Below are 19,262 nucleotides of genomic sequence, written 5' to 3' on the forward strand. Positions count from 1 at the left end.
AAGATTTAGTAGATAATTTTTAGAATACTATATTTTAAAGGTATAATGAGCAGATCGTCCATCTTTATTTATATATAAACACATTTTTAAAACATATGACTATTAAACTATTTCATAATGAACTTTAATTTTTCTAATAGCTCTAGATGCATCATAAGTATATTTTAAACCAGATTTAAATATATTATTTTTTCTTTTTAGAGTAGGTATTTTTTCACGTGGAAAACATCCAAAATCTCTAAGAATAAATTTAACCATACGTCCAACCATTTGTTTAAACATATCTTCAGGCATGCCACCTTCAAATAAATCTTCAATTTCTGGAATTACACCTTCAATAGCAGGTCTGTTAGCTTTAGCTGCTTCAATCATATTATAGATACTTTTAGCTTCACATAAAAAATAGAAGACTTTAGGTGTAAGATAAAAAGATTCATATTTTATATACATTCTATGATCAGGGTGGTTGAAGAAATCATCTACATCATACATATAATCACTCCTTAATTATTTTTAATAAAACGTTAATATAACATACCTTTATTAAAAATAACATAATTTTAAAGTTTTATCAATAATTATTAATAAGAAGAAAAAATATTTTTAATCTAAGTAATATTTATATTACTTTAATTATAAATAAATATATAGGAGTATAAGGAGGAAATTTTATGACAAGTAAGATAGATATATTTTCAGGATTTTTAGGTGCAGGAAAGACAATGCTTATTAAAAATTTATTATCAAACAAAATTTATGATGAGAATACAGTAATAATAGAAAATGAATTTGGTGAAGTTGGAATAGACGGAACTATATTAAAGGAAAGAAATATAGAAATAAAAGAGATAAATTCAGGATGTATTTGTTGTCAAGTAACAGGAAATTTTATAGATTCAGTATTAGAAATAATTGATAAATATAACCCTAAAAATATTATAGTTGAACCTTCTGGCGTAGCTAAATTAAGTGAAATATTAAATATTTTAAATAAAAATCATTATAAAGATAAGTTTTCAATAAATAGAATAATTACAGTTGTAGATGCTCAAAGATATGAAATGTATTTAAATAATTTTGATGAATTTTATAAAGATCAAATAAGAAAAGCAAAAGTCGTAGTTTTTAGTAGAACGGAATTAATAAGTAAAAATGATTTAGAAAATGCAATAAGCTCTATTAGGAAGATTAATTCTAATGCCACAATAATAAGTAAACCATTATCAAGATTAGGTATAAAAGAAATAAACAAAATAGTAGGAATAGATGATACAGTATTATATAACAAAAATGAATTTATATTTAATAAAATAGCTAAACATGCTTCATTTAGAAAAGAACATAGTCATTCAGCAAAGGATGTTTTTGAAAGTTATCCTATAGATTTAAATAGTAAAATCAGTGAAGAAGAATTAGAAAGTAAATTTAAAATAATAGCACAAAACAAACAGTATGGAAATGTAATAAGAGCTAAAGGAATAGTTGAAGTTATAAATGGAGAATATTATCAATTTGATTATGTACCAAATGAATTTCAAGGAAGAAAAATAAAATGGGCTAATAAAAAAGTTATTTCTATTATTGGAAGTAATTTAAATAAAAAAGAGTTAATTCGTTTATTTAGTTAAGGTGGGGATATATCAATGAAAATTCAAGTTGAAATAGTAACAGGTTTTTTAGGCTCAGGAAAAACAAGTTTTATAAATTCCTTAATAAAAGAAAGCTATGTTGATGGAGAAAAAATAATAGTAATACAATTAGAAAATGGAAAAAACAAAATATTAGAAGAAACTTTAAATTATGGAGTGGTAACTATTTATAAGGAAAGTAATTTTGAAAGATTAAGTAAAGAGATGATTAGATTAATAGAAGAATATTCTCCAAATAGAATAATAATAGAATTTAATGGAACTTATGATTTAGAAGATTTATTTAAAATAGCTGATAAAAAAACATATAAAAACATTATAAATTTAGATAGGATATATTTTATTGGTGATACTAAAAATTTAAAATTATATGTTCAAAACATGGGAAATTTTTTAATTCCATTTATAGAACTGTCTAATTTACTAGTATTAAATAATACTAAAAACTGTAATGAAGAAGAAATATTCAGTGTAAAAAACATACTAAAAAATATAAATCCATCAGCATATATATTACAAGCAAAAGATAAGGAAGATTTTAATTCAATGATAAGAGAAAATGAAATATTAGAGAATGGTTTTATAAAAAAACTTAGAGTTAAAGTCAATAATTCTAAGAAACGATTTAAGGAGAAAAAAGAGTGAAGAAAAAAAAGAATAGAAATTTTTTAATAATATGTTCTATTATATTTATAATTATTATAGCATTATATAGATTAAATATTTATGATAAAAATATAATGGAAAAATTTTTAAAAACATTTACAGAAATAATGAAAGATTCAACTCCTTTTATTGCTTTAGGAGCTATAATTTCAGGTGCTATGCAAATATATATATCAAATGAGACTATAAGTAAATTTATGCCTAAAAATAATATTGTAGGATATTTTGGAGCAGCATTGATAGGACTTATATTTCCAATATGTGAATGTGCAATTATTCCTATAACAAGAGCACTTATAAAAAAAGGAGTACCACTTGGCTTTGCAATGACATTTATGATGGCAGTTCCTTTAATAAATCCAATAGTAATAATGTCAACATATACTGCATTTTATGATAACATATCTATGGTAATTGCAAGGACTGTTGGAGCATTTGTAGGAGCTATTCTTATAGGTGTTATAATGGCTTCACTTCAAGGAAAAAGAGAATATTTATTAATGGATAGGTTAATAGATAATAAATCATATTGCAGTTGTGGATGCAATAATGTAAATATAATAAGGGATGGGAAAATAAATAAATTTAAATTATTTTTAGAACATTCGATAAAAGAATTCATAGACATTATGAAATATCTCATAATTGGAGCTTTTTTAGCTACAGGATTTCAAGTATTAATACCAACAAATGTATTTGATAATATATCTAATGGCAAAATACTACCTATAATATTTATGATGTTACTTTCATTCCTATTGTCTTTATGTTCTGAAGTTGATGCTTTTATTGGAAAGAAGTTATTAAATCAATATCCATTTAGTAGTGTTGTAGCTTTTTTAATATTTGGAGCTATGTTAGATATGAAAAATCTTATAATGCTATTTGGAACATTTAGAAAAGAATTTGTAATAAAATTATCATTTATTATAGTATCAGTTATTATTTTTATTTCAACCATATTTTTATTATCAGGACTATAAATATAATGAAGCTTATGTATTACAAAATTTAAAATTAAATTAATAAAGTAAGGATATTTTCATTAATAATTTTATATGAAAATATTCTTATTATTTTTTATAGAGAATATAAAAGAATTTGCTTAATTAAAATTTGACTAAATTAGATAATATTTTATTATTTTCACATAAAATTTTCTTGTGAATATTATATATTATGAAAAAATCAGGAGGAGATATATCATGGGGAAAATCCAACGTGATCTAATTGAATATAATGGAATAAATGATTGCCCAATAAAAAATACAGCCAATTTTAATCAAATAAATATTGAAGAAAGATTTTGTATTCCAAATCAAAAACCAGATATGGAACAAATAACAAGAGTTTGGGTAAAAGGAAAGGTTGTTGATTATGAAATAGTAAAAACACCAATTGGAACTTCATTGGAAGGACAAACAGTAACTGGATATAAAATATTAGTTTGTGGAGATATAAACTATAAGGTAGAGTATGTAGCTCTTGAAGCAACTCAATCAGTTCATACAGCACATACAACTATACCATTTTGTGCATATGCAGTTTTGCCAGAAAATACAAATCCAAATGCAAGAATAAATTCAACAATATTAATAGAAGATGTGTTATCAGAGCAAGTAGATAAAAGATGTATTTATAATAATATAACTATGATGTTATTAGTTGATATATGTTAGGAGGAAAAAAGTGTGAATTTTACAGGTAAATGTTCAATTGGTTCAAATTTGTTACCAACTGATCCAAAGTATTTTAAAGAAGAACTTATTAGTGAAATATTGACCATACCAGTACAAAAACCAGATATGGAAAGAATATTAAAGGTATTAGTAAATCCTAAATTAGTAAATACAAAAATAGTTGAAACTGAAGTGGGAATGTCTAATGAAGGACAAAATTTAACTGGTTACAAATTGGTGGTAGAGTTTAATATACAGGAAAAAATAGTTTATGTTGCAAATGAAAAAAGTCAAAGTGTTCATGCAGCGCATTTTGAAAATATGAAGAGTATATTTGTAGTATTACCAAAAGAAATAAATGGAGAAGATGTTTGTCAACTAGTAAGAGCTAATAGGATAACAGTAACACCATATGTTGAGGCAATTAAGACTAGAATACTAGATTGTAGAAGAATTCAGAAATGTGTAATGTTATTTGTTGATGTAAAAATATGTTAGATTAAATAGGTTAAATGGTAAATTGGGTTTAGGCTAATCTAGGTACTAATTTTACCCAGTATAGGATGAATTCAATTGATTTATTTTAGACGTTTTACTATGAATTAAAAATAATAATAAATGGTATAACTGTTACATTTTTAGACAATTCTAAGTTCGATTTTTATATCCAGCAATTATCAAGATGGATTCTGATAAAAAAATTAAGCTGAAACTAATAAAAAACCACCAATTCTAGTGTAAAATTGATTTGCAAATATCAAATTCATTAAGAAAGGTGGTTTATTTATTAAAGTGAACCCTATATAGTAGACACTTATAAAAGAGAGTCTACTATATATAGGGTGCACTTTATATAGTATTATTATATAAAATTTTTTAATATAATATCCTTCTTAGTTATATGATCAAATATCCAACTATATAAGAAGTTAATTAATGTTTTTAATTCATCGTAGTTTTCTTTATAAAAATTAGAAATATTAATATCTAAAATTTTGTCTTTAAATTGTTCATGTTCAGCAATATGAGTTGTTAGATTATCATATTGTGCTATACTAAAATACATTTCTTCAAAATAGAAATGATAAGTGATGTAATTTCTAAATTCACATATAATCTTAATTGCATCATCTACTTTATATATTACATTAGGAGTTTCAAGTAACATTTCTAAATTTCTACATAGTTTAAACAGATATTGATGTTGTTCATCTATAGTTTTAATTCCAATATTATAGCTATCATCCCACTTTATCATTTATATACCTCATTAATTGATTATTTAGCTACTTAATTTTATCTTTAGTAAAATATTCTACATTATTCTTGGTGATATATAATATAATTTATATATATATATCATTATATTATAAATATATATAAATTCAAACTAAATAAATACAGAAAGATGCTTAATAAGCATCTTTCTTATTATTGAGCATATTTTTCATCTAATATAATTTCAACATAACTAAGTTTATTTTCTACAGAAGCATCTGAAGCAACTGTTATTTTATAAGTATTAAATTTATTATTCCAAACAAGTCCTATAGGTGCAGTAACATCTGGAGTTTGTGCGTTAATTCCTAATACATTTAATATATTGATACCATCGTTAGGATATTTCATTTCTTTTGTTGGGATAATTTTGATGATTGCAGATTTAGAATCAACGTAAGTTATTTCAAAAGTATAATCATCTTTTTCATAAGTGACTTTGTTTTCCTCTTTACTCTTAGGTTCTCCTAAAACTTTTTTAATAGTTGCTTCGTCTTTATCTTTTAAGTTATCTATACTAACAACCTTTTTAACTTCTACAGTAGAAGGTTCAACATTTCCTGGTATAGTTGGAGTAGTATTTTCGTTTTGAGTTTGTTCAGTAGTGTTATTATTATCAGTATTATTAGTATTTGGTTTCCCACATGATATTAATGTCATAATACATAATAGTGAAATTACTGATAATTTAATAATATTTTTTTTCATTCCCTTTTCCTCCTAAAATCAAAAAAATTTATATATTAATTATATTAATATAGTAATATATAGTAAAAAATTTTTATATAAGATATTATATCACTATTTATTTTTAATAAAAGGAAATTAATAGAATCTTAATAAAGATTAAATTTTAATGTAATCTTTAACAGTTACTTAACTTTATCTTTAAATACTCCATTTGAAATTATTTTTTCTTGGAACTTTATATTAAATGTTTTTTCATATTTTTTTATTATGTTCATTTGCTTGTCAGTAACTATACAGATAGAAATACCTTTACCAGTACCTCTAGCAGTTCTGCCAGATCTATGTAAGTATTCATCAAGTTTTAATGGAAGATCTAAATCAAATACATGAGTTATATCAGGAATATCAAGTCCTCTAGCAGAAACATCTGAAGAAACCAATATTTTAATTTTACCTTTTTTAAAACTATCAATTGCTTTTTTTCTTTCTTCTTTAGAAATGCGTCCACTGATAGCAAAACAGTCTTTACTATGATAATTAAGTTTTAAAGCTGTTAATTCAATATCTTTATTGTCATTAACAAATACTAAAGCTCTTTTTGGATTTTCAGAAGATATTATCTTCCTAAGAACTTCAAATTTATCTCTTCTATCACATTTTACATACATATGTGAAATATTAGGATTAATTGAAGATTTACCTTTACATTTAACTACTACTGGATCCTTCATCAACTCTTTTAATGAATTAACTATTTCAGGCTTAATAGAAGCTGAGAAAGCCATTAATTGTCTATCTCTCATAGTTGTTTTTATTATATCTTTAACTATTTGAGCTCTCTTTGGATCTAGTAAATTATCAACTTCATCTATAACTATAGTTTTTATAGTGTGAGCAGTGATTTTTTTCTTTCTTATAAGATCAAGAACTCTTCCAGTTGATCCAACTATAATATGAGGTTTAACTTCTTTAATTTTTTTTATTTGATTATTTATATTAACATCTCCTATAATTCCAAGAGATTTAACGTTTATACCAGAATTATTTGAAAGTAATTTAATTTGTGATTCAATTTGCATAACTAATTCATGGGTTGGTGCTAAAATTATTGATTGCATTTCTTTTTTTTCAGTATTTATTCTTTGAAAGATAGGTAAAAGATAAGCTAAAGTTTTACCACTTCCAGTAAATGCTTCACCTATAATGTCTTTATTTTCTAAAGCTTCATTTATAGTTAAACTTTGAATTTCAGTTGGAACAGTAATGTTTTGTTTTTCTAATGCCTTTATTATATCTGAATTTAAATTTAAATCTTGAAATGATTTTGTCATGTTATAAAAATTCTCCTTTGTTTTTAAATATTAGTATGATTAATTATATACTTAATGGTTATATTTTTCTAGTTAAACTTGTATTTGTAGTATATAATCATATAGGTTAGTTGAATTTTTAGAATATGCTTATACATATGTAAGTAAATATTAATTGAGAATTAACAGAATAAAGTTGAGAATAATATAATTATTATTAGAAACAAAGTCATTGTATTTCACAGAGTATCTGTGGCATCTTTGACTTGTTATTTATTTTCATATGCCTAAAATAATATTATAATGTTAATAATATTGTTTTAGGCATTTAATTAAGCTAAGGATAGGAGAAAATTTAAAGAATGAAAAATGAATTTAATAAATTTAATATAAGTGATGAAATTTTAAAAGCAATAGAAGGACTTGGATATAAAAAGCCATCAGAAGTTCAAGAAAAAGTAATACCAGAAATACTTAGAAATAAAGATTTAGTTGTAAAATCTCAAACAGGAAGTGGTAAAACAGCTGCTTTTGGTATTCCGTTATGTGAGAAAATAGATTGGGATGAAAATAAACCACAAGTATTAGTATTAGCTCCAACAAGAGAATTGGCAGTCCAAATTAGTGAAGATGTTTTAAATATAGGAAGATATAAAAGAATTAATTCTGTAGCCATTTTTGGAAAGCAAGCAATAACAGAACAAGAAAGAAAGTTAAAACAAAAAACTCATATTGTTGTTGGAACTCCAGGAAGAGTACTAGATCATATTGATAGAGGAAGCCTTGATGTATCAAAGATAAAATATTTTGTTATAGATGAAGCTGATGAAATGCTTAATATGGGATTTATAAGACAAGTAGAAGCTGTAATTAGAAGAATATCAAAGAAAAAAGTAACATTATTATTTTCAGCAACTATACCAGATGAAATAAAGAATTTATGTGATAAACATATGAGTAGGCCAGTTAGTATATCAATAAAATCTCAAAAGTTAGTAAATGATAATATAAGTCATAGTGTTTATTTTGTAGATTATAATGAAAAATTGGAAGCATTAAATAATGTATTAATATCAGAAATGCCAGAAACGTCAGTTGTATTTTGTAGAACAAAAGAAAATGTAGATAAAGTATATGATTATTTAAAGAATAAAGGATATTCAACAAATAAGATCCATGGTGGAATGATGCAAAAAGATAGACTTAATACAATAGAGCAATTTAGAAGAGGTGAATTTAGAATATTAGTAGCAACTGACATAGCTTCAAGAGGAATAGACATAGAAGGAATAACACATGTTATAAATTATGATATTCCTGTTGAAAAAGAAGCTTATGTACATAGAATAGGAAGAACAGGAAGAGCAGGGGCAAAGGGAAAAGCTTTAACTTTATGCAAAGATTCTGGAGATAGATACTTAAATGAAATTGAAAGCTACATAGGATTTAAAATAGAATCTAAAGAACTTCCAAGTAAGGAAGAAGTAAGTAAATGCATAGAAAAAGCTTTTAGTGTATTAAAAACTAGACCTAAAAAGAAAAAAGAAAAGAGCAATGCTGTAAGTAAAAACATAATGAAAATATATCTAAATGGTGGAAAGAAGAAGAAGATTCGTCCAGGAGATATAGTTGGAGCTATAACTAAGATACCAGGAGTAACTGGAGAAGATATAGGAATAATAGATGTTCAAGATATAGCTTCATATGTGGATATATTAAATGGAAAAGGTAAAATAGTAATAAATGGACTAAAGGCAGCTACAATAAAGGGTAAGAAGCTTAAATGTGATAGAGCGAGAAAATAATTTTAAGTAAAGTGTTTATATATGAATAAGCAAATCAGGATGAAGTAATTAAACTTAGTAATGCTAAAATGAGTATAATTTAATTAAATAAGATAATAATTTGATTAAATAGTATAATTTAGTTATACTGAATAAAGAATAATAAATAGTTAAAAAATCACTTTTAGATTTTTTCTATATAATATATAGTGTGTTATTTTTTATAGTATGAGAAATTATAATTAAATGTAGAATAATCTAAAAATTTAGTTACATAAAATTTAAAACAAATATAGCAAAGAGGTGTATTTAAAGGTATGTTTTCAAATAGAAACGCAAAGTGTTGGTGTGGCAGTGGATTAAAATATAAAAGATGCCATTTAGAATTTGATGAGAAATTAGAAAGTTTAAGATTAAAAGGCGAAAGAGTTCCACCAAGAGAAATAATAAAAACTCCAGAAGATATAGAAGGAATAAGAAAAAGTGCAAAAATTAATAATGGAGTTTTAGATTTAGTTGCAAGCAAGATAAAGGCAGGAATGTCTACTTTAGAGATAGATAAATTAGTTTATGATTATACAGTAGAACATGGTGCTATACCTGCACCTTTAAATTTTGAAGGATTCCCTAAGAGTGTATGTACTTCTATTAATAATGAAGTATGTCATGGTATACCAGATGAAAAGATAATACTTAAAGATGGAGATATCGTAAATGTAGATGTATCAACAATTTTAAATGGATATTATTCAGATGCATCAAGAATGTTTATGATAGGTGAAGTTAGTGCAGAAGCTAAGAAATTAGTTGAAGTAGCTAAAGAATGTATGGAAGCTGGAATAAAAGCAATAAAACCATGGGGACACTTAGGTGATATTGGAGCGGCTTGTCAAGAAGTAGCTCATAAAAATGGTTATACAATCGTTAGAGCTTTAGGTGGGCATGGAGTAGGAAATCAGTTCCATGAAGAACCTTTTGTACCTCATATAGGTGAAAAAGGAACAGACATGGTTTTAGTACCAGGAATGGTACTAACAGTAGAACCAATGGTTAATGCTGGAGAATATAATGTATATGTAGATGCTGAAAATGAATGGACTATATATACAGAAGATGATTCTTTATCAGCTCAATGGGAACATACTGTTCTAATAACTGAAACTGGAATTGAAATATTAGCTAAATAATTCTGGTATGTTTTAAGTATAGTTTATATATATATGTATAAGTAAAGTTGGACGTAGTAATTATATAAGAGATTACCATCTTATGTTTGTATAAACATAGGGTGGTATTTTTTTATGGAATAGTTTGTTTTATAGTAGGAAAATTTTAGAACGTTTATTTAAGATTAGTGTAGATATATTTATATTTGTCTTATCTAAAATTATATCTAAATTTGTACCTTAACTGAATAGTTGCAAAAATAATTATATTAACCAAAAGTGAATTTCAGAATAATATAGATTAGAGTCTTTTTTAGGAAAAAAAAGTCTATGTAAAGAATTAAATAAGATTTAATTAAACATTATAGCATTAACAATTGTAAAATATCAAATATAACTGTTTAAAGAAATTAACCGGGTTGATATCGCAAGTTAATACATTCTAAATCAATGTTTATATTAATGCTGTAAAAGCATGTATGTTAGATTGTAAAAGAATTTAGAAGTTTTTAATGCTATTTGTAAATGTTAAAATTTATTATTAAAGGAGTGATTAATATATGGCTGCAACTATTACTGGAAGAGTCTTTGATGACTTAAATCACAATGGAGTGTATGATCCAGGTGAGCCTGGAATACCAAGTGCCTATGTAGTTTTAAGAAATCCTAATGGTGTATGTACAACAGTTCAAACAAATGTGTCTGGTATATATACTTTTACAAATATAAATATAGCTGGGGATTATACTATCTATGAAACAGCTATAAATCCTGGAGCTACATGTCCACCAACAACATTTGAACAACCAGCAGGATTTACAAATTCAAGTACCTTTAGAACTGATACAGTTACTGTAACTGCAACCAATATAACAAATAATCAAACCGTAACTGCAGCAAATTTTGGTCATGATAATCCAGATACCTTTATTTGTTCAGCAATTGGATATCAAGTTGCTATACCTCCTGGAGGAACTAATACGGAATTTTTAAAGATTAGTCTAGTAACAGGTGATGTAACTGTTGTAAATTCAAATATGGGATTTAATGTGAATGCTATTGGATATAACATTTTAGATAGTATGATATATGGTATTGAGAATAATACTGAGAATCTTGTAAGAGTGGCAGAAAATGGTACTGTAACTGATTTTGGATCTATTCCTAATTTGCCAAATGGAGCTAATTATATTGTAGGAGATATAGATGATCAAGGACATTTATTTTTATATAGTAATGTACTTGATAGGTATTATGTAGTTGATGTAGATCAGAATTCACCTACATTTGGTCAATTGCTTGACCCTCAAAATGGATATGTGTTAGATACATCACCATATGGAAATACTCTTCAAATAGCCATTTCTAATATAGCAGATTGGTCATGGAATTCAATTGATGGTTATTTATATTCAATAACTTTTAATGGTAATGCAGTAAAAATAGATCCTACTACAGGTGCTGTAACAACTTTTACAACAATAGGTATACCAGGAAGCGTCTTTTATGGAGCTATGTTTATGGATGCTAGTGGTACTTTATATGCTATTAATAACGATACAGGAGTTATTTATCGTGTAACTTTTTCAGGTACTACTGCCACTGCTGAAGTATTTTCTCAAACTGTTGCAACAAGTGGTAATGATGGAGCTATGTGTGCTAATGCTTTAGTTGAAATAGACTATGGTGATGCTCCTGATCCAAATCCTGGGAATGGGCCGGATGATTATACAACACTATTCGCTAATAATGGTCCTAGACATCAAATAATTAATGGTTTAGTTCTAGGAACACAAGTAACTAGTGAAGCGGATGCATATGCAAATACAACTACTGATGCAACAGGTGATGATATTCCAAAAGGTATTCAAGATGATGGTTTAGCAGTTCCTCTTACTGACTTGCTAACAATTAATACGACTTATTCCTTAACTGTAACTGTTACAAATCCAATAGATACAGGTGCTTCTGCTAACTTATATGCTTGGATAGATTTTAATCAAGATGGTATATTTGAAGGGAATGAAGCTGCTTCTGTTCAAGTAGTTCCAACTTCTGCATCTACTCAACAAGTAGTTTTAAACTTTACTGTACCTGCTGGTATAACTCCAGATCATACTTTTGTAAGACTTAGACTTACAACTGATAATTTAGTAAATGGTAATGCTGCAGACCCAACCTTATTAGATACAAGAAGTATAGGTGCAGCAAGTGATGGAGAAGTTGAAGATTACTATCTAGTAATAAGAGACCCTCTTGTTGAAATAAATAAATCAGTAGATAAAGCTTTTGCAAATGTTGGTGAAGTTTTAACTTATACTGTAACTATTAGAAATCCAGAAACAGTAGCTGTTAGCAATGTATTATTTACCGATCCTCTTCCTTCAGGAACAACTTATAATGATAATTTATCAGTAAGTACAGGATATACAGGCACTGATCCTCAAAGTGGCTTAACTATAACTACAATAAATCCAGGTGAAACTGTAACTATTAGTTGGGAAGTCAAGATAGGGGATGTGCTTCCAACTCCAAATCCTATTCCAAACACTGGGACAGCATCCATAGATGGTGGGGTTCCAATACAAAGTAACACTGTTTTTACAGCTGTTCTTGAAAATACTAAATCAGTAGATAAGGATTTTGCAAATGTTGGGGATATTTTAACTTATACTGCTACTATTACTAACCCTGGAACTGATCCAGTTAATAATGTATTCTTCCAAGATCCAGTTCCAGCCGGAACAACTTATAATGATAACTTATCTGTAAGTACAGGCTACACAGGAACAGATCCACAAACAGGACTTACAATTACTACAATAAATCCTGGAGAAACTGTAACTATAATATGGCAAGTTGAAGTTGTAGATACCTCTGCAAATCCAATAACTAATATAGCTGAAATAACAATACCTGGTGGAACTCCAACACCAACTCCACCTGTAGAAACAACAGTTCTTGAAAATACTAAATCAGTAGATAAAAGTTTTGCAAATGCTGGTGAAACTTTAACTTATACTGTAACTATTACGAATCCAGGAACTAGTGCTGTTAATAATGTATTATTCCAAGATCCAGTTCCAGCCGGAACAACTTATAATAATAACCTATCAGTAAGTACAGGATATACAGGAACTGATCCTCAAACTGGTTTAACTATAACTACTATAAATCCAGGTGAAACTGTTACTATATCTTGGGAAGTTATAGTTATAGATACTTCTGTAAATCCAATAATCAATATAGGTGAAATAACAGTACCAGGTGGGACACCATCACCAACACCCCCAGCAGAAACAACAGTAATTGAGATCTTAAAAGCAGTTGATAAAACTGTTGCAAATGTGGGTGAAGTAATAACTTATACTGTAAGTATAACCAATCCTGGTCCAACTGCAGTAAGTAATGTATTCTTCCAAGATCCAATTCCTGCTGGAACAACTTATAATGATAATCTATCAGTAAGTACAGGATATACAGGAACAGATCCTCAAACAGGACTTACAATTACAACTATAAATTCTGGTCAAACTATAACTATTAGTTGGGAAGTTAAAATAGGTGATACTGTTCCAACTCCAAATCCTATTCCAAACACAGGAACTGTAACTATTCCTAATGGAACTCCAACTGACACAAACACTGTTTTTACAGCTGTTCTTGAAAATACTAAATCAGTAGATAAGGATTTTGCAAATGTTGGTGAAGTTCTAACTTATACTGTTACTATTAATAATCCTGGAACTCAGGCAGTTAATAATGTGTACTTTATAGATGATGTACCTCAAGGAACTATTTATAATAATAATTTATCAGTAAGTACAGGTTATACAGGAGCAGATCCTCAAAGTGGACTTACAATTACTACAATAAACCCTGGTGAAACTGTAACTATAACATGGCAAGTCATAGTTGTAGATACTTCTGCAAATCTAATAACCAATATAGGTGAAATAACAGTACCCGGTGGAACTCCAACGCCAACTTCTCCAGTAACCACAACAGTTCTTGAAATTGCTAAAGCAGTTAATAAAGTTTTTGCAAATGTAGGTGAAGTAATAACGTATACTGCTACTATTACTAATCCTGGAACTGAGGCAGTTAATAATGTGTTATTTACAGATCCGATTCCAGCTGGAACAACTTACAATGATAGTTTGTTAGTAAATGTACCATATACTGGATTGAATCCTCAAACAGGACTTACAATTACTACAATAAATCCTGGTCAAACTGTAACTATTAGTTGGGAAGTTAAAATAGGTGATACTGCTCCAACTCCGAATCCTATCCCTAATACAGGAACTGTAACTATTCCTAATGGAACGCCAACTGAAACAAATACTGTTTATACAACTGTTCTTGAAAATACTAAATCAGTTGATAAATCATCTGCAGTTGTTGGAGAAATATTGACTTATACTGTTACTATTACTAATCCAGGAACTGAGGCAGTTAATAATGTGTTATTTACTGATCCATTACCAACAGGAACTATTTACAACAATAACTTATCAGTAAGTACTGCATATACAGGAACAGATCCACAAACAGGACTTACTATAACTACAATAAATCCTGGAGAAACTGTAACTATAACATGGGAAGTTAAGATAGTAGATGCTACAGTAAATCCAATAACAAACATTGCTGAAATAACAGTGCCGGGAGGAACTCCAACTCCAACCCCACCTGTAGAAACAACAGCTCTTGAAATTGCTAAGACAGTTAATAAGTCTTATGCTGACTTAGGGGATATCATAACTTATACAGTTACAATTAAAAATTCAGGAACTGCAGCAGTTAATAATGTACTATTTACAGACTCTATTCCAAATGGTACGACTTATAATGATAATTTATCAGTAAATACTGGATATACAGGAACAGATCCACAAACAGGACTTACTATAACTACAATAAATCCAGGTCAAACTGTAATCATATCTTGGGATGTAAAAGTAGGAGATGAAATTCCAGATCCTAACCCAATAACTAATGTAGCCATAGTAACAGTACCAGGAGGAACTCCAATACCAACACCAGAAATACCAACAGAGATTAATAATGCTGATTTAGTATCACCGGGAAACTTCGTTAAATCAAGAGATTTAGCTTATGCAGATATTGGTGATGAAATAACTTATACAATAAATGTAACTAATACAGGAAATACTACAGCAAATAATGTTATTATAAATGATCCTATTCCAAATGGTACTTCATATGTTAATGGTAGCTTAGTAGCAAATGTTTCAGTTACAGGAGTTCCTGCTACAGGAATAAATGTAACTAATGGTATTGCACCAGGACAAACTGTTATTTTAAGTTACAAAGTGAAAGTAGATGAAATACCAAATCCAAATCCAATACCAAATACAGCAAGTATAAGCTACACTTATACAGTAGATCCAAACAATCCAAATGGAGCTAGTGGTGGTGGAAATACTAATACTGTATATACAGAAGTTAATCATGGCGAAATACCACCTGAAGAGGCAATAAAAACTGTAGATAGAAATCCAACAACTCCAGGGGATATTATAACTTATACTATTACAGCTAAAAATACTGGAAATGTTCCTGTTACTAATGTAATAGTTAAAGATGTAGTTCCTCAGGGAACAACCTTCGTAGATGGTTCAGTAGTGGTAAATGGTTTATCTAAACCATCAGAAGACCCTAATATAGGAATCAATGTAGGCACTATAGATGCTGGAGATACTGCTATAATATCATTTGAAGTTTTAGTAGGTGATACTGCTCCAAATCTATTAACTAATACTGCTGATATAGAATATTCATATACAGTAGATCCAGATAAACCACCAATAGATAATATTGTTCCTACAAATCCAGTTGATACTACAAATCTAAAATCAAGTATCAAATTAGAAAAGGTTGCAGATAGAACTGGAGCAGTAGTTGGAGATATAGTAAGATATTCTATTTTCGTTACAAATGATGGAGAAATTGCTCTTAATAATATAATAATTACAGACCCATTATCACCAGGACTTCAATATGCAGATAATCTAACTATTAATGGTTCACCTTCTAACCAAAGTATTTTAACTGGAGTAAATATAGGCTCACTAGCTGTTGGTGCTGGTGCTACCATAGCTTTTGATGCTGAGATTATTTCTATTCCTGAAGATAAATTTATTAATAATACTGCTTCTGCAGAATTTGATTATGTTGTATCAGGAAAAACATTTGATGGAGCTGGTGAAAGTAATGAAGAAACTGTTAGAGTTTATAATCCTGAATTAACTATGACTAAGATGTCAAACAATCCTACTGTTAAAGTTGGTGACACCTTCCAATATACTATTACAGCAGAAAATACTGGTGATATTATTATAAACGATGTAATTGTTAAAGATGATTTACCACCTGAATTTGAAGTAGTTCAAATTACTGTTAATGGTGCCGTTGTTAATGGAGATATTGGATCTGGCATAAATATAGGTAATCTTGCAATTGGTGAAAGCGTAGATATTGTTTTAACAATACAAGTATTAGCTGATTTAACTGCTACCTTCCAAAACATTGCCACTGGTACTGGTATAAGTATAACAGATCCAAATAAACCACCAGTAATAGTAGAAGGTGAAGGAGAGGACCCAGGTGTTACAGTTTATAATCCTAAACTTGAATTAGAAAAATCAGTTGATAAGTCATATGCTATAGTTGGGGAAACAGTAACCTATACAGTAGTTGCTAAAAATACAGGAGATATTACTTTAGGTAATGTGGAACTTTCTCCAGTAACAATATTTGATATATTAAGTCCAAGTTTAGAATTTATAGCAGGAACAGTAACTGTAGATGGAATAGTTGAGCCATTATCAGGAATTGCAACTGGAGTAGATATAGGTCAATTATTACCAGGACAAAGCAAGATAATAACATTCCAAGCAAAGGTAATATCTACAACAATAAATCCAATAACTAACACATCTAATGCAACATTTGGATTCCAATTGCCAGGACATACACCTGAAGTTGGAAATGCTACTAGTAATGTAGTAAATGTAGTTCCAGAAGTAGCAAATATAGATGTAATCAAAACAGCAGATAAAGATTTCGTAGTATTAGGAGATACTATAACTTATACTGTAACATTAAAGAATACAGGTACAGTGGATGCTTTAAATGTAATATTTAAGGATGATTTGCCAGATGTAGTTGAACTCGTTAATGGAAGTTTTAGTGTAAATGAAATAGTAATCAATAATGTCAATATCAGAGCAGGAGTTAATATTGGAATTATTAAAGCAGGAGGTCAAACTATAGTTAAATATACAGTAAAAGTGGTTAAGGCTAACTGCGAGCTTCAAATCATAAATAGTGCTAGTGTTAAGTTTAATTTTAGACTTCCAGATGGCAGAACAGATATAGTAGAAAGTACTCCTACAAGTAATTCAAGTAATATAATAACTATTGGTATTAATAACTTTAAACAATTAAGTGTAGAAGAAAATTTAGTTATACCAATAGAGAAGCTAGACGTAGAAGAAATATCAGAAGTTACTGGAGATATAGAAATTATAAAATCTCATGTAATTAAAACACCAATAAGTGAATCAAATGAAGGTCAAAACTTAACTGGATATAAGTTAGTCATTCATGGATTATTAAATGAAGTTGTTGAATATACTGCTTTAGATGAAGAACAATCAGTTCATTCAGCACACTATAGTATACCATTCTCAACATTCATAGTATTACCAGAAAATTATTGTAATGGTAATGTTGAAATTAATGGTGTTCTAGAAGATATTTTCTTTAAACAATTGAATTGTAGAACTTTATTTACAAATGCCACAATATTAATTAAAGCTAGTGTTTGCACTTGTTAATGTTAGTTCTAGTTTAGCAATATTTATAATTTAGATAAAATAAATGGCGAGCATATTTTGTGCTCGCTGTTTTTATATTTAGAAAGTTATAGAATATTAAAACTTAATGGCAGATAAAATCACCAATAATTTATGTATGAATATTATATTATTATGATAATTAGGAGGTACTATTATGGGGAAAATTCAAAGAGAGTTAATAGAATATAGTGGAATCAATACTTGCATAATAAAAGATAAACAGAATTTTAATCAAATAAATATAGAAGAAACTTTTTGTATACCAGCTCAAAAGCCAGATATGGAACAAATAAATAAGATGAGAGCTAAGGGATGTATAGTGAATTATGAAGTTGTGAAAACACCTGTTGGAACATCATTAGAAGGACAAGTTATTACAGGTTATAAACTATTAGTATGCGGAAAGATAGAATTAAAGGTTGAATATGTTGCGTGTGACTGCACTCAATCAGTGCATACTGCTCACGCATGTCTTCCATTTTGCGCGTATGTAGTATTACCAAAGGACATAAACCCCAATGCAAGACTAACACCAAATGTTATTATTGAAGATATATTCTCAGAACAGATAGATGAGAGATGTATCTATAATAATATAACTATGATGGTATTAGTAGATATATGTTAGGAGGTATAGACATGAAATGTAATGCAAATATTGTTATGGGATCAAATCTTCTTCCAACTACAGCAAAGTATTTTAAGGAAGAAATTTTTAGTGAAATATTAACAATACCAGAACAAAAACCAGATATGGAAAGGATTTTAAAAGTTTTAGTAAGCCCAGAAATAGTAGATATAAATTTAGTAGAAACTGAAGTGGGTTATTCAAATGAAGGTCAAAACTTAACAGGATATAAATTAGTGGTAGAACTAAATATAAAGGAAAAAATAACTTATGTAGCAAATGAAAAAACACAAAGTGTTCATGCAGCTCATTTTGAAAACATGAAAAGTATTTTTGTAGTTATACCTAAAGAAATAAATGGACAAGATGTTTGTGAATTAGTAAGAGCTAATAGAATATCAGTGACTCCATATATAGAGGCTGCAAAAGCTACGATGTTAGATTGTAGAAGAATTCATAAATGTGTAATGTTATTTGTGGATGTAAAGTTTTGTTAAAAGAATTTAATAAGGAGAGTGATGTA

Annotated in this window: 14 protein-coding genes; 10 read left to right on the forward strand and 4 right to left on the reverse strand. The window is 28.0% G+C overall.

Translation table 11 applies throughout. The features are described 5' to 3' along the window. Positions 1-102 precede the first annotated feature (102 nt). Entirely contained in the window at positions 103-492 is a 390-nt protein-coding gene (locus BGI42_RS06105; RefSeq protein WP_069679478.1) for a hypothetical protein, read from the reverse strand. Between the two features lie 179 nt (positions 493-671). On the opposite strand from BGI42_RS06105, the gene BGI42_RS06110 reads away from it, so the two are divergent. From BGI42_RS06110 to BGI42_RS06130, 5 genes are all read left to right on the forward strand, one after another. Further along, entirely contained in the window at positions 672-1,628 is a 957-nt protein-coding gene (locus BGI42_RS06110) for a CobW family GTP-binding protein (RefSeq protein ID WP_069679479.1), read from the forward strand. A 15-nt stretch (positions 1,629-1,643) separates the two neighbouring features. After that, entirely contained in the window at positions 1,644-2,294 is a 651-nt protein-coding gene (locus BGI42_RS06115; protein ID WP_069679480.1) for a GTP-binding protein, read from the forward strand. Further along, entirely contained in the window at positions 2,291-3,298 is a 1,008-nt protein-coding gene (locus BGI42_RS06120; RefSeq protein ID WP_069679481.1) for a permease, read from the forward strand. The genes BGI42_RS06115 and BGI42_RS06120 overlap by 4 nt, the downstream gene beginning before the upstream one ends. A 222-nt stretch (positions 3,299-3,520) precedes the next feature. Then, positions 3,521-3,994: an SPOCS domain-containing protein gene (locus BGI42_RS06125; RefSeq protein ID WP_069679482.1), complete on the forward strand. Its 474-nt coding sequence runs from the start codon at positions 3,521-3,523 to the stop codon at positions 3,992-3,994. Between the two features lie 12 nt (positions 3,995-4,006). Continuing rightward, complete coding sequence (locus BGI42_RS06130; RefSeq protein WP_069679483.1) at positions 4,007-4,492, forward strand: SPOCS domain-containing protein; 486 nt, start codon at positions 4,007-4,009, stop codon at positions 4,490-4,492. A 364-nt stretch (positions 4,493-4,856) separates the two neighbouring features. Here BGI42_RS06130 and BGI42_RS06135 read toward each other — a convergent pair whose 3' ends face one another. From BGI42_RS06135 to BGI42_RS06145, 3 genes are all read right to left on the reverse strand, one after another. Next, on the reverse strand, positions 4,857-5,252 hold the full coding sequence (locus BGI42_RS06135; RefSeq protein WP_069679484.1) for a bacteriohemerythrin: 396 nt from the start codon (positions 5,250-5,252) through the stop codon (positions 4,857-4,859). A gap of 173 nt (positions 5,253-5,425) precedes the next feature. After that, complete coding sequence (locus BGI42_RS06140; RefSeq protein ID WP_069679485.1) at positions 5,426-5,980, reverse strand: hypothetical protein; 555 nt, start codon at positions 5,978-5,980, stop codon at positions 5,426-5,428. Between the two features lie 164 nt (positions 5,981-6,144). Further along, positions 6,145-7,293: a DEAD/DEAH box helicase gene (locus BGI42_RS06145; protein ID WP_069679486.1), complete on the reverse strand. Its 1,149-nt coding sequence runs from the start codon at positions 7,291-7,293 to the stop codon at positions 6,145-6,147. Between the two features lie 341 nt (positions 7,294-7,634). Here BGI42_RS06145 and BGI42_RS06150 point away from each other — a divergent pair, with 341 nt between their 5' ends. The 5 genes from BGI42_RS06150 to BGI42_RS06170 all read left to right on the forward strand — a co-directional run bounded on the left by BGI42_RS06150 (position 7,635) and on the right by BGI42_RS06170 (position 19,236). Next, the gene (locus BGI42_RS06150) at positions 7,635-9,077 is read left to right on the forward strand and encodes a DEAD/DEAH box helicase (RefSeq protein WP_069679487.1); all 1,443 of its coding nucleotides are present in this window, start codon (positions 7,635-7,637) and stop codon (positions 9,075-9,077) included. Positions 9,078-9,373: 296 nt separating this feature from the next. Then, positions 9,374-10,243, forward strand: coding sequence for a methionyl aminopeptidase (locus BGI42_RS06155; RefSeq protein WP_069679488.1), 870 nt, complete (start codon positions 9,374-9,376; stop codon positions 10,241-10,243). 539 nt (positions 10,244-10,782) lie between these two features. Next, complete coding sequence (locus BGI42_RS06160) at positions 10,783-18,090, forward strand: DUF7507 domain-containing protein (protein WP_069679489.1); 7,308 nt, start codon at positions 10,783-10,785, stop codon at positions 18,088-18,090. A gap of 175 nt (positions 18,091-18,265) precedes the next feature. After that, entirely contained in the window at positions 18,266-18,739 is a 474-nt protein-coding gene (locus BGI42_RS06165) for an SPOCS domain-containing protein (protein ID WP_069679490.1), read from the forward strand. Positions 18,740-18,750: 11 nt separating this feature from the next. Continuing rightward, the gene (locus tag BGI42_RS06170) at positions 18,751-19,236 is read left to right on the forward strand and encodes a hypothetical protein (RefSeq protein ID WP_069679491.1); all 486 of its coding nucleotides are present in this window, start codon (positions 18,751-18,753) and stop codon (positions 19,234-19,236) included. The last annotated feature ends 26 nt before the right edge of the window (positions 19,237-19,262 follow it).

This window comes from Clostridium taeniosporum, assembly GCF_001735765.2.
In the GTDB taxonomy this organism is placed as follows: Bacteria; Bacillota; Clostridia; order Clostridiales; family Clostridiaceae; genus Clostridium; species Clostridium taeniosporum.